Origin of the sequence: Longimicrobium sp. (genome assembly GCF_048594345.1) — a bacterium.
Lineage (GTDB): Bacteria > Gemmatimonadota > Gemmatimonadetes > Longimicrobiales > Longimicrobiaceae > Longimicrobium.
This window is the reverse complement of sequence record NZ_JBMDXM010000037.1, coordinates 1-12,238: the sequence shown is the minus strand read 5'-3', so window position 1 is coordinate 12,238 and position 12,238 is coordinate 1. Positions and strand designations below refer to the sequence as shown.

The 12,238-nt window shown below is 68.5% G+C and carries 13 protein-coding genes; 3 read left to right on the top strand and 10 right to left on the bottom strand.

The genetic code is table 11. The features are described from left to right. Positions 1-7: 7 nt before the first annotated feature. The 3 genes from sufD to sufC all read right to left on the bottom strand — a co-directional run bounded on the left by sufD (position 8) and on the right by sufC (position 3,809). Complete coding sequence (sufD, locus tag ACOJUJ_RS04070) at positions 8-1,357, bottom strand: Fe-S cluster assembly protein SufD (protein WP_420125570.1); 1,350 nt, start codon at positions 1,355-1,357, stop codon at positions 8-10. Between the two features lie 163 nt (positions 1,358-1,520). Continuing rightward, a complete protein-coding gene (gene sufB, locus ACOJUJ_RS04065) occupies positions 1,521-2,930 on the bottom strand; it encodes a Fe-S cluster assembly protein SufB (protein ID WP_420125569.1) in 1,410 nt (469 codons plus the stop codon). A gap of 114 nt (positions 2,931-3,044) precedes the next feature. Continuing rightward, the gene (gene sufC, locus ACOJUJ_RS04060) at positions 3,045-3,809 is read right to left on the bottom strand and encodes a Fe-S cluster assembly ATPase SufC (RefSeq protein ID WP_420125568.1); all 765 of its coding nucleotides are present in this window, start codon (positions 3,807-3,809) and stop codon (positions 3,045-3,047) included. Between the two features lie 248 nt (positions 3,810-4,057). Between sufC and ACOJUJ_RS04055 the strand changes: the two genes are divergently transcribed. Beyond that, complete coding sequence (locus ACOJUJ_RS04055) at positions 4,058-4,927, top strand: patatin-like phospholipase family protein (RefSeq protein ID WP_420125567.1); 870 nt, start codon at positions 4,058-4,060, stop codon at positions 4,925-4,927. A 170-nt stretch (positions 4,928-5,097) separates the two neighbouring features. On the opposite strand, the gene ACOJUJ_RS04050 is transcribed toward ACOJUJ_RS04055, so the two are convergent. Then, positions 5,098-5,889, bottom strand: coding sequence for a DUF3800 domain-containing protein (locus tag ACOJUJ_RS04050; protein ID WP_420125566.1), 792 nt, complete (start codon positions 5,887-5,889; stop codon positions 5,098-5,100). Positions 5,890-6,051: 162 nt separating this feature from the next. Between ACOJUJ_RS04050 and ACOJUJ_RS04045 the strand changes: the two genes are divergently transcribed. Then, a complete protein-coding gene (locus ACOJUJ_RS04045; protein ID WP_420125565.1) occupies positions 6,052-6,687 on the top strand; it encodes an SGNH/GDSL hydrolase family protein in 636 nt (211 codons plus the stop codon). 360 nt (positions 6,688-7,047) lie between these two features. On the opposite strand, the gene ACOJUJ_RS04040 is transcribed toward ACOJUJ_RS04045, so the two are convergent. The 3 genes from ACOJUJ_RS04040 to ACOJUJ_RS04030 all read right to left on the bottom strand — a co-directional run bounded on the left by ACOJUJ_RS04040 (position 7,048) and on the right by ACOJUJ_RS04030 (position 8,574). Then, positions 7,048-7,398 carry a hypothetical protein gene (locus ACOJUJ_RS04040; RefSeq protein ID WP_420125564.1) on the bottom strand — a complete coding sequence of 117 codons (351 nt, stop codon included), beginning with the start codon at positions 7,396-7,398 and terminating at the stop codon, positions 7,048-7,050. A 239-nt stretch (positions 7,399-7,637) separates the two neighbouring features. Next, positions 7,638-8,021 (bottom strand): hypothetical protein, encoded by a 384-nt coding sequence (locus ACOJUJ_RS04035; RefSeq protein ID WP_420125563.1) that lies wholly within the window; start codon positions 8,019-8,021, stop codon positions 7,638-7,640. 85 nt (positions 8,022-8,106) lie between these two features. Further along, positions 8,107-8,574, bottom strand: coding sequence for a hypothetical protein (locus ACOJUJ_RS04030; protein WP_420125562.1), 468 nt, complete (start codon positions 8,572-8,574; stop codon positions 8,107-8,109). Positions 8,575-8,829: 255 nt separating this feature from the next. Here ACOJUJ_RS04030 and ACOJUJ_RS04025 point away from each other — a divergent pair, with 255 nt between their 5' ends. After that, on the top strand, positions 8,830-9,147 hold the full coding sequence (locus ACOJUJ_RS04025; protein ID WP_420125561.1) for a hypothetical protein: 318 nt from the start codon (positions 8,830-8,832) through the stop codon (positions 9,145-9,147). Between the two features lie 91 nt (positions 9,148-9,238). On the opposite strand, the gene ACOJUJ_RS04020 is transcribed toward ACOJUJ_RS04025, so the two are convergent. Genes ACOJUJ_RS04020 through nudC form a run of 3 tightly spaced genes read right to left on the bottom strand, consistent with a single transcriptional unit; the run spans position 9,239 to position 11,891 of the window. After that, positions 9,239-10,243: an MBL fold metallo-hydrolase gene (locus tag ACOJUJ_RS04020; protein WP_420125560.1), complete on the bottom strand. Its 1,005-nt coding sequence runs from the start codon at positions 10,241-10,243 to the stop codon at positions 9,239-9,241. After that, entirely contained in the window at positions 10,240-11,010 is a 771-nt protein-coding gene (locus ACOJUJ_RS04015; RefSeq protein ID WP_420125559.1) for a class I SAM-dependent methyltransferase, read from the bottom strand. Before ACOJUJ_RS04015 ends, ACOJUJ_RS04020 begins: the two co-directional genes overlap by 4 nt. A gap of 59 nt (positions 11,011-11,069) precedes the next feature. Continuing rightward, the gene (gene nudC / locus ACOJUJ_RS04010; RefSeq protein WP_420125558.1) at positions 11,070-11,891 is read right to left on the bottom strand and encodes an NAD(+) diphosphatase; all 822 of its coding nucleotides are present in this window, start codon (positions 11,889-11,891) and stop codon (positions 11,070-11,072) included. Positions 11,892-12,238: the final 347 nt, after the last annotated feature.

Genomic DNA, 12,238 nt, shown 5'->3' with positions numbered 1-12,238 from the left:
CCCAACGTCAGAGCGCGGGCGCCAGCTTGCGCTCCACCACGCGCAGCAGCTCCGCGCGCACCCCCTCCAGCGGCAACTGGTCCAGCACCTCGCTAAAGAAGCCGAAGACGACGAGGCGCACCGCCTCGGGCTTGGGGATGCCGCGGCTGAGCAGGTAGAACACCTCTTCCTCGTCCAGCTGCCCCACCGTGGCCGCGTGCGAGCAGCGCACGTCGTCCGCCTGGATCTCCAGGTTGGGGAGCGAGTCCGCGCGCGCCCCGTCGCTCAGGATCAGGTTGCGGTTGGTCTGGTACGCGTCGGTGCGCTGCGCCTTGGCGTGGACGCGGATCAGCCCGCGGAACACCGAGCGGCCCGTATCGTTCAGCGCGCCCTTGAACAGCAGGTTGCTGCTGGCGTGCGGCGCGATGTGGTCCTGCAGCGTCTGGTTGTCGAAGTGCTGCTTGCCGTCGGCGATGTACAGCCCCAGCATGTCCACGTGGCTTCCCGGCGCCACCAGCCGGCACTGCACGTCCGCCCGCGACACGTCCGCGCCAAAGCTGGTGTACAGCGTGGTGATCTTGGCGTCGCGCCCCGCCACCAGCCGGTCCGTCGCCAGATGGACCACGCCGCGCCCGTACCGCTGCACCTGCGTGTAGATGACGACGGCCGAGTCGTCGGCGAAGATCTCCGCCGCGCCCACCGAAAGCGCCATCTTCGCCACGTCGTCAGAGCCCAGCTCCTCCACCACCGCCACGCGCGCGCCCGCCTCGGCGATCACCAGCACCCGGCCCAGCGCCGTGGTGCCGCCCTCGCTGATCCAGCGGTAGACGCGCATGGGGATCTCCACCTGCACGTTCTTGGGCACGTACAGAAACGCGCCGCCGGTCCAGAACGCCGCGTTCAGCGCCGCGAACTTGCCGTCGTCGGGCGTGATGGCCGTGCCAAAGTGCTTCTGCACCAGTTCCGGGTGCTCGCGCGCCGCCGTTTCCAGCGAGGTAAAGATCACCCCCTGCGCCGCCAGCTCCTGGGGCAGCTCGCGCAGCACCACGGACGCGTCCACCTGCACCATGCGCGCGGACGCTTCGCCCGCCTCGTCCATCCGCGCGCGCAGCCCCGCCGGCAGCGCGTCCGCCGCCGCCGGACCGCGCTCTTCGGCGAACGAAAAGGCGTCCAGCTTCAGCAGCTTCTTGATGTCGGTGTAGCGCCAGTCCTCAAGCCGGGTCGTCGGCATGGGGGTGCCGGCGAACACGGCGTGCGCGCGCATGCGCTGGTCACGCAGCCAGTCCGTCTCCAGCTTGCGCGCCGTGAGCATCTCCACCTGGTCGCGCGTAAAGACGCCGACGTCGGCGGGGGTGATGGCGGTTTGTGTATCGGACACTGTCTTTCGGTTCCGTCAGGGTTCAGTCGCGCTGGCCTTGAGGGAATAGGTAATAGGGAATAGGGAATAGCGAGCAACTGCGCCCGGATCCCCAGGCTACCGAGCAGTCGTCGTTGTTTGCTATTCCCTATTCCCTGTTCCCTATTCCCTTCAGTTCCTGCCGTTATCCTACCGAGCCTTCCATCTCCAGTTCGATCAGCCGGTTGAGCTCCACCGCGTACTCCAGCGGAAGCTCCTTGGCGATGGGCTCGATAAAGCCGCGCACCACCATGGTGGCCGCCTCGTCCTCGCTAAGCCCGCGCGACATCAGGTAGAACAGCTGCTCGTCGCCGATCTTGCTTACCGTGGCCTCGTGGCCGATCTGCGCGTGCTGGTCCTCGATGTTGATGTACGGATACGTGTCCGTGCGCGCCTCTTCGTCCAGCAGCAGCGCGTCGCACTCCACGTTGCTGCGCGCGTGGTGCGCGCCCGGCTGCACGTGCAGCAGGCCGCGGTAGCTGGACCGGCCGCTGCCGCGCGAGATGGACTTGGAGACGATGCGCGACGACGTGTACGGCGCCGCGTGGATCACCTTGCCGCCCGCGTCCTGGTGCTGCCCGTTCCCCGCGTAGGCAATGGACAGGATCTCGCCGCGCGCGCGCTCGCCCACCAGGTAGCAGCTGGGATACTTCATCGTCAGCTTGCTCCCCAGGTTGCCGTCCACCCACTCCATGGTGCCCTCGCGCTCGACCCGGGCGCGCTGCGTCACCAGGTTGTACACGTTGTGCGACCAGTTCTGGATGGTGGTGTAGCGCATCCGCGCGCCTTCCTTCACCACGATCTCGATCACGCCGCTGTGGAAGCTGTCCTGGCTGTACGAGGGGGCGGTGCACCCCTCGATGTACTGCACCTGGGCGCCTTCCTCCACAATGATCAGCGTGCGCTCGAACTGGCCCATCGCCTCGGCGTTGATGCGGAAGTACGCCTGCAGCGGCATGTCCAGCTTTACCCCCTTGGGGATGTAGACGAACGATCCGCCCGACCATACCGCCGTGTTCACCGCCGCGAACAGGTTGTCGCGGAAGGGAACCACGGTGCCGAAGTACTGCCGCACCAGGTCCTCGTGCTCGCGCAGGCCGTCGTCCATCCCCTTGAAGATGACGCCCTGCTCCTCCCACTCCTTCTTGAGCGAGTGGTAGACGACCTCGCTCTCGTACTGGGCGCCCACGCCGGCCAGAATGCGGCGCTCCTGGTCCGGAATGCCCAGCCGCTCGAAGGTGTTCTTGATGTTCTCGGGGACCTCGTCCCACGTGCGCCCCGTCTTTTCGTTGGGGCGGATGTAGAAGTAGATCTCGTCGAAGTTGAGCCCCGACAGGTCGCCGCCCCAGGTGGGCCACGGCCGCGCCTGGGCGTGCTTGAGCGCCTTGAGGCGGGTCTGGAGCATCCACTCCGGCTCGCCCTTTTGCGCGCTGATCTCGCGAACGATGTCCTCGTCGAGCCCCTTGCGGCTCTTGAAGACGTAATCCACCTCGTCCTTGAAGCCGTACTTGTACTCGTCGAGGCCGAGTGCGGCTACATCTTCGTTGTAAGGCATCCTTGCCCCCTTCTGTCGTTGTACCGCGGCGGCAGTCCCGTCGCGGGCAGTGCGTTCGAACGTGAGTGCGTTAGTGCGGAACAGAACCAATCACGCACTCACGCACTTCCGCACTCACGCACCGACCTCTTCCTTCACCCAGTCGTATCCGCGCTCTTCCAGCTCCAGCGCCAGCTCGGCGCCGCCGGAGCGGATGATGCGGCCTTCCACCATCACGTGCACGCGGTCGGGCGTGATGTAGTTGAGCATGCGCTGGTAGTGCGTGATGAGCAGCACCGCCATGTCGCCGCGCTCGGCCTTGATCTTGTTGATCCCCGCCGTTACGATCTTCAGGGCGTCGATGTCCAGGCCGCTGTCGGTTTCGTCCATCACCGCCAGCGTGGGCTCCAGCATGGCCAGCTGAAGGATCTCGTTGCGCTTCTTTTCGCCGCCGCTGAAGCCGTCGTTCACGGAGCGCATGGCAAACGCCGGGTCCATCTCCAGCATGGCCATGCGGGACTCGAGTTCTTCCTGGAAGTCAAAGATGTCGACCTCTTCGCCGCGCTTGGCGTTCAGCGCCGTGCGCATGAAGTTGGCGACGGAGACGCCGGGGATCTCTACCGGGTACTGAAAGGCCAGGAACACGCCGGCGCGCGCGCGCTCGTCCGGCTGCATGTCCAGAACGCTTTCGCCGCGCAGCAGGATGTCGCCGTCGGTCACCTCGTACGCCGGGTGGCCGCTGATCACCTTGCTGAGCGTGCTCTTGCCGGAGCCGTTGGGGCCCATGATGGCGTGGATCTCGCCCGCGTTCAGCTCCAGGTCCAGGCCCTTGAGGATCTCGGTGCCGTCTTCGGCGATCTCGGCGTGCAGGTTGGTGATCTTGAGCAGCGGTTCCGCCATCCTGTCAGTCTCCTGGGGTCGTCCGGCGCGTGACGGCCGGCGTGCTTCGTTCGTCGGTCACGGTGTTCCCTCCATACACCGCAAACGGTGGGCGGGTCACCAAGAATGATTCTCCGTATCAACCGGCAACGTAGGCTTTGCCGGCCCTCGCGTCAAGGCTGTGCGCCGCGCGTGAGGCGCGGCGGGCCCGCAAATTCCGTGCGGTGCCCGGATCGCCCGTTTTCTCCATCCCGCACCCCGCGCGCCCGTTGAACGCCACCGCCGAAATGCCGTCCCGCGCCCCCGACGCTCGTCCGCGCACCGTGCTGGTGCTGGGGGGCGGGGGGATGAAGGGCACCGCGCACGTGGGCGTGTGGAAGGCGCTGGAAGAGGCGGGCATTCGACCCGACGCCATCGTGGCCTGCAGCATCGGCGCGCTCATCGGCACCGCCGTCGCCGGGGGAATGGGGTGGCGCGAGCTGGCCGAGATCGCCCGCAAGCTCACCCGCGAAGACATCGTGCAGATCAACCGCCGCGCGGTGTGGTTGGGCGGCGTGCGCGAAGAGGCCGTCTTCAACGGCGAGCACTACAAGGGGTGGATCCGCCGCAACCTGCCGCTCACGAACTTCGCCGACGCGCAGATCCCCGTGCGCGTGAACGCCGTGTCGCTCGTCGGCTGCGGCGAGGTGTGGTTCGGCACCGGGGCCATCGAGGACGTAGACCCGGTGGACGCCGTCTACGCGTCGTGCGCCATCCCCATCTACTATCCGCCGCTGCGCTGGAAGGGCGACTTTCTGGTGGACGGCGGCGTGCTGAACGTGGTGCCGGTGGACCAGGCGCTGGCGTGGGGCGCCGAGCGCGTGATCGCGGTGGACGTGGGCTCCGAGATCCAGCCGCCCGCGCCCGACTACTTTGACCGCGGGATGATCGCCATCCACGACCGCGTGCTCACGATGAACATCGCCGGCCAGCGGCAGCGCAGCCTGGAGGCGTGGAAGGACCTGCCGGTGACGCACGTGCGCCCGCGCATCGGCCACCTGGGCGCGTGGGACTTTACCCGCACGCAGTACTTTCTCGAAGAAGGCTACCGGGCCACACGCGAGGCACTCAAGACGATGCAAACGGCGGAGAGTGCGTGAGTGCGTGAGTGCGTGAGTGCGTGAGTGCGTGAGTGGGGCGGACCGAAGAGACGGCGAACATCCTCTTGACACGGTGCTCACGGTGAAGTATCTTCCCGGTACAAATGGACTGGGAATGCTCGGTCGGCGTCAGGCCTCGGCAATCTGCCGGGGCCTTTCGCTTTGTGTCATCAGGGAAAGACCTTCAGCCCCCACCCCTTCACCAGTCCGGTCGCCGGGTTCCGCCGGAGCTTGGTTTCCAGGATGTCGTAGGCGCGGTTCTCCTGGTCGGGCTTGATCACCTTGCGCCCGATCGGCCGAGCGATCAGGTCGGCCAGCTGCAGTCCCGACGAGTTGCAGGTCTTGCCCGCCATCACGATCTCGAACGGCAGCTTTCTCCCCATCGAGTTGTGCCCATCGCAGATGCGGCGGAACTCCGCCTCGGCCTCCGCGTCTTCCTTGGGCCCGCGCCGCTCGAACAGCACGTACGTCGTTCCGGTGCGGCAGCCAAGGCCCACCAGCTCGCGATAAATCCGCTCCAGCCCAAAGCTCATGCTGATGTGATAAGGGTTGTTTGGCACCTGGTACCGCGCCCGGTGCTTTTCCTTGTCGATCACGCTGGCGACGATCGTCATGGGCGCGCCGGCCATGAGGGCGTTCAGGTCCTCGTAGAACGGACCGCGCCGCTCGCGGTTCTGCAGAATCGAGAACGCGCCGCGCGATCTGCGGATGTCGAGCTCGTGCAGGATGACTTGATCGTGCCCAAAGTGCTTGAACTTGAACCGAAGAACTTCGGGAACGGCGTGTGCCGCGTAGTCGGCTTTGCGGAACAGGCAGAAGCCCAGCACGAACACGGGATACTCCCGGTCGATGCTGACGAGGCCGTGGTCGCCGCTTTCGTCCGAAAAGACGATGAAGTCGCTGAACTCCGGCACCGGAAGGCAGGCGTAAGGGGACAGAGTGAACGGCTCTAGTAATCGCATCGTGAGGGGTGAGCTGTCAACTCCGAAATCGATTCCGCGGGGGATATTCACTCGGGGCCCCGCGCCGGCCCTCGCCATCGCGCTTGCCTGTATCACACACCGGATCACCCTTTGCACCCCCGCGCTTCGACACTTCAACCGACACCCCGCGCCGATTTCATCATGCCGCACGTTGTTCTTCTGGGGGACAGCATCTTCGACAACGCGTCGTACGTGGCGGGCGGGCCGGACGTGGTGGCGCACCTTCGCGGCGAGCTGCCGAGCGGCTGGCAGGCGACGCTCGCCGCCATGGACGGCGCGACGACGGAGGATCTGCCCATTCAGTACGGCCGCATTCCCGCCGACGCCACACACCTGGTGCTGAGCATCGGCGGCAACGACGCGCTGATGAACGTCGACATCCTGGACCGCCGCGCCTCGTCGGCGGGGGAGGCGATCGGGATGCTGGCGGACATCCGCGACGCGTTCGCCGCGCGCTACGAGGGCGTGCTGCGTGAACTGATGGAGCACGGCCTGCCACTGACGGTGTGCACCATCTACGAAGGCAACTTTCCCGACGCGCGGATGCAGCGGCTGGCCGCGACGGCGCTCATCGTGTTCAACGACGCCATCCTGCGCCACGCCGTCCGCGCCGGCCTTTCCGTGATCGAGCTGCGCCTGGTGTGCAGCGACCCGGGCGATTACGCCAACCCCATCGAACCGTCGGTGCAGGGTGGCGCCAAGATCGCCCGTGTCATCGCCCGCGCCGTCGGCGCGAATGGAACGGACGGACCGCGCACGGAGATCATCACCGTCTGACGCGCGCCTGACGCATCGGAAGACCGACGAGCGGAAGTCTGACGCGCGCGAGAGCCTGTCACCTCCTGGCCCGCACACCCGCACCTTCAGTGCACTCGATAAGTCGCAGGCCGAGGAGTCGACTTTCGGGTTGCTCGAACGCGACGCGGCAGCCCGCCCGGTGGGTGGCGACGACGACGGCGCCAGGCAGTGCCTCCGTGAAAGCGCACCCCAGCGGCGGAAACGCGAAGCGGGCCAGACGATTTCTCGTCTGACCCGCTTCTACGGCTGGCTTTGTCCGGCGGGCGGGTTGCCGAGACATCACGCGGGCTGCCGCGTCCGCCGGCCGAGAGGCAGCTCGTCCGCCAAGATCCCGCCCGGTCAGGCGTCGTCGGATTCGGCGAGGTCGTAGCGCAGGCGGGCGAGCTCCACAGCCTGCCGTGCGCAGCCCAGGGCGCGGGTGCTGGGGCCGTGCGCCACGCGCAGCTGCAGGCCGTTTGGACGCCAGTTGCAGCCGTCCATGTCCGGAAGCGCCGGCGCCAGCGTGCCGATGCAGAACTCCAGGCCTTCGCACTCCGGGCGCCCCGCAAGCATCCGGTTGATGACGTCGACCAGCTCGTCCGGCCGCAGCGCCTGCCGCGCGGAGAGCTGCGCCGCGCGCGTCCGGGCGCTGAGCGGCTCCGCTGGGCGAGCGCGCGCGCCGGCGGTGAACATGTGAGACGTGGCGATCATGGCGGCTCCTTTGTGGATGAGTCCGGCATCCACCCCAAGGCAAGCGCGGTGCTCGCTGTGTGATTTGCTCTATCCTGTTGTGGATGATGTAGTTAGGTGATTTTGAAATCCGCGGGAAAGCCGATTTTTCCGCCCGGGATCGCGACAGTGTGCAGATTCCGGACGCTGGAGGGCAAACGCGGAGGGGCGGCCCGCGATGGGACCGCCCCTCTTCGACGTCGGCCGATGGGTTCCGTGGATCAGGACAGCTGGTCGTCCGCCTGCGGGCCGTGGGCGCGCAGCGAGTCCAGCTGCTGCAGGTCTTCTGCCCACACGGACTTGAGCACGGGGTGCCGGTCCACGTACGCGCGCAGGCCTGAGACCAGCGCGTCCAGGTTCACCCCCTCGAAATCCTCCGCAAAGCTGCCCATCCCGGCCGCCGCGCCATCACCCGCGGGTGATGCGTCGCCCAGCCAGACGACGCGGCCGTCGGCGTACTGAATGCCCACGCGCTCGCCGTCCGTGGCGTAGGCCACGGCATCCTCCCACGGCATCACGTCGTGCACCTCGCGGCCGCTGCCATCGGTGCGGGAGAGGTAAAAGCGGTCCGGTAGTCGGATCTGGCGCGCTGCCATGGTCTGCATGCCGCGTTCGGTTCCGCCGGGGCACTGCCCGGCCGGGGAAGGTTGCGAGCCGAAAAAAAGGGGCGCCGCTCGGCGCCCCCCGGGGTCAGGCCAGTGAAGCCGCGGCCTTGCGGCGCGCGGTTCCGGCGGTCTCGGCCGCGGTATCGATGCCGTCCGGATGAATGCGCTCCAGCTGCGCGCGCACCTCCACGAACCGCTGCGCCTGCGCCACCAGCCCGCGCCGCTCCAGAAACGCGTTCAGGTGCTGCAGCACGGCGCACACCATCTCATGCCGCTCCTCCACCCGCCTCAGCCGCCGGATCTCGCGCACCAGCCGCAGCGCCGCGTCGGGGTGCATGGCCGCGATGTACGCCTGGTCCGCCTCGGCCATCTCGTGCTCGCGCTCCACCACGTACTGCATCTCGTCGGCCTGCCCGTGTACCACCACGCGCGCGCTTTCGCCGGTGAGGTAATCGAGCACCACCTGCGGCTCCCAGGGACCCGGAGTGGCGTCGCAGGCAAGGGACTCGATCTCGAACAGCTCGCGGTCGGTCAGCGGAACGTGCTTGGCCATGGCTGGGCGGTGCGGCCGCGGTGCTGCATACGGCGCGGTGGATGAGGATGCGTGCGCGGGTCCGGTCGGACGCGGTGCGCGGAGAAATGGGATTGGAACGATGGAAGGTTGCAGCCCTGTCCGCAAGTGTTTCGGGCCCGATTCGGGACAGATCGTGAAATTCGCCGCCAGGCCTGGGACAAAGGTGGTACGAGGGATGCGGAGGGGCCCGCGTCCGTGCCGTACCCCCCAAACCGTGATCCCCGCGAATCGACGATGCTCAGGCTGCGTCTGCTTTCCCTTGTGTTCATCAGTGCCGCACTCGCTGTGGCGTCTTGCGACGGCTCTGGCGAGCACAACACCCCGGACGAATCCGGTGAAACGACGGGCTCGGACTCCCTCTCCGCCGGCACCGCCGTGCCCGGCACGCTGCCGCCCGAGGGGACGGTGAACCCCGCCGCGCCCGCCGGCACCGGCAGCTATCCCGACAGCGCGTCGCCGGCGGCGGTGGGCCCGTCGCAGGGCGCCACCCCCGGCTCGCCGAACCCCGCGGACGCCGTGCAGTCGGGCGTCGCTTCGGATTCTTCGGACTGATCGGCCGGGAAAGAAAGCCTCACACCGGAGTCAACGGAGTTCGCTCCCGCTGATTCCGCTGGCCCGGTGTGAGGGCTTCTTTATCCAGGATTCACTGGATGATGAGCGTTTCGCCGTGCTTCAGGACGTGCAGGTCGTCCGGCGGCAGGCCGGCGTCGGTCCAGGCGCCGCGGATGCGGACGGGGGGCTCCAGCGGGTCCTCGTCCGTCAGGCGAAAGGTGCCCCAGTGCATGGGGACAAACGCGCCGCGGCCGCCAAGCTCGCGGTAGGCGCGCACCGCCTCTTCCGGGTTCATGTGCGCGGGGGCCATGAACCAGCGCGGCTCGTACGCGCCGATCGGCATCAGCACCGCGTCGAAGGGCCCCAGCCGCTCCCCGATCTCCGCGTAGCCGCGAAAGTATCCGCTGTCGCCCCCAAAGTAGACGCTTCGCCCGCCCGCCGTCCGCAGCGCGAACGATCCCCACAGCCGGTCGTTGAACTCCCGCAGCTTGCGGCGCGTCCAGTGCTGCGCGGGCGCGCAGGTCACCGTCAGCGCGCCGTCCGCGCCGGGGAGATCGACCGCATCCCACCAGTCCACGTCCGCCACGTTGCGGATCCCCCGCGCGCGCAGCCACGCCTCGTGCCCCAGCGGCGCGATCCACCGTATGGCATCGCCGAAGCGCCGGTGAAGCTGGCGCACGCTCCACTCGTCCAGATGGTCGTAGTGGTCGTGCGACAGGAGGACGGCGTCGATGGGCGGCAGCGCGTCCAGCGCCAGCCCGGGCGGGCCGAACCGTTTGGGGCCCATGAAGCGGAACGGCGACGCGCGCGAGCCAAAGTGCGGGTCCAGCAGCACGTTGCGCCTGCCGATCTGCAGCAGAAAGCTGGCGTGGCCGATCCAGGTGATGCGGATCTCGCCCGGGTCGGCGTGCGGCCGCGCGACGTCGCCGGCCACCAGGGGAAAGGCGGAGGCGGGCGGCGTGGGCGGCAGCTTCGTCCGTAGCCGCTCCATCTGCCAGCGGAGCACGCCGCCGCCGCCGCGCTGGTCGCTGGTCTCCAGCGGCCAGGGGGTGCGGTACTTTCCGTCCGGACCGTGGTGCGCGGGACGCTCGCTCATCGGCGCGCCGCTCCGTCGCCCGCGGCGGGGCAGGGGCGGATGGCGCCGGGGCGTGGCCCTGCCCCCGCCGTGGGCTTGAAGATCGCCAGGTATCCCGATCCGCCGCCCAGGTCGTGAAAGCCGGCCGGTTCGTAGCCGGCGGCCGCCATCTCGCAGCGCAGGAGGGGGCCGGGTGTGCCGTGGCGGCTGGTAGGCCGGTCCAGGTCCACCACGGCCACCCGCCCGCCCTCGCGGAGCGCCGGGCGCAGGTTGTACAGGAACGCGTACGGCTGCTCCACCTCGTGGTACATGTGCACCAGCAGCACCAGGTCGGCGGAGGCGGGGGCCAGCCGCGGGTCGTGCGGCTCGCCCAGCGCCAGGGTAACGTTGCTCAGCCCGGCGCGGCGGACGCGGTCGCCCAGCCCCTCCAGGTAGCGCGGCATGATGTCCTGCGCGATCACCCGGCCCCGCGGCCCCACCTGCGGCGACAGGCGTACGGTGTAGTATCCGCTCCCCGCGCCCACGTCGGCGACGGTCATCCCGGGGCGCACGTTCAGCAGGTCCATCACGCGGGCGGCCTCGCGGGCGGTGTCGCGCACGGCCTCGTTGCTCCACGTGTCGGTGACGATGGACGCCACCGGCCGCGACGGCTCCGCGAACGAATCGGCCGGCATCCCCGCCGGCCCCAGCGGCTGGATGCCCCCGGCCCGCGGCGCCCCCCGCTCCGGCGCGCGCCCGCAGGCAGCCGCCAGCAGCATCGCGAGCAGAATCCCCCACGTCGTCCGCATCCGCCTCATCCCGTGTCCATGTCCCCGGAGTGCCGCGCGGGCTGCACGCATGGGAATTGTCATGCCGAGGTCCGCAGGGATGACGGGTCGCCGCCGTGCGCGCGGACAAAGTGGTCGATGAGCGCGCGGGCCAGGCTGATGGTCGGCGGGACGATGGGGATCTGGTCCACCGCGTACCACGCCGCGGCCTCGATCTCCGCCGGGTCCGGCGCCAGCTCGCCCCCCGCGTGCTCCGCGGTAAAGGCGACCATCAGCGAGCTGGGAAAGGGCCATGGCTGGCTGCCGAAGTAGCGCACGTTGGCGATCTCGATCCCCACCTCTTCGCGCACCTCGCGGACGACGGTCTCTTCCAGCGATTCGCCGGGATCCACGAACCCCGCCAGCGTGCTGAACATCCCCGGCGCAAAGTGCGGCGACCGGGCCAGCAGAATGCGGTCGCCGCGCGTGACGGAGACGAGCACGGCGGGGCTAAGCCGCGGAAAGTGCAGCGATCCGCACTCCGTGCACCGCCGCGCCAGCGGCTCGCCGCACGCCTCCGTGCGTCCGCCGCACCGCCCGCAGAAGCGGTGCGCGCGCTCCCATTCCACGATCTCCGACGCGCGTCCCGCCATCCGGAACGCGTCCGCGCCCAGCACGCCGTACGAGGACCGCAGCGGCATCCACGCGCACCCGTGCGGCGCCGGCAACTCCGCGCCCACGCCGACGGCCACGCACCGCATCCCGCCCAGCTCCCCCACCTCCAGCAGCCGCTCGGGATCCACCCGGACGCGGTTGATGGAGGGAATGCGCCCGCGCCCGTCGTCCGTGTCGGCGATCAGGATCTCGTTGCCGCGAAAGGCAAAGCAGAGGGTGGGGGACGTGGATGGATGGGGACCGCTCATCGTTCTCCGGGCGCGTGGTGGTCCGGGAACGATAACGCGCCGCGGCGGCCCCTGTCATCTACGCAGACCCGCAAACGGCTTGACCTCACACAGAGTTAACAGAGTCAACAGAGTACGGGCCGCGAGAGTGCTTCCGACTCCTTTCCCACCCGCAATGCATGGGGGGGATGATGGAGGCACTGACTCTCGGCTGCCTCGAACAAACTCTGAGTCCAGTCTAAAAAGCCTCTTGGGTTTCTGCAGATTCTTCTTGGATATTGCCTAAGTCAATGATATATTGTGATTTAGACATCGTTCCCCCTCTCCCCGCCGCCCCTGCACCTACCGTGTTTCGTCCGAACGAGGCG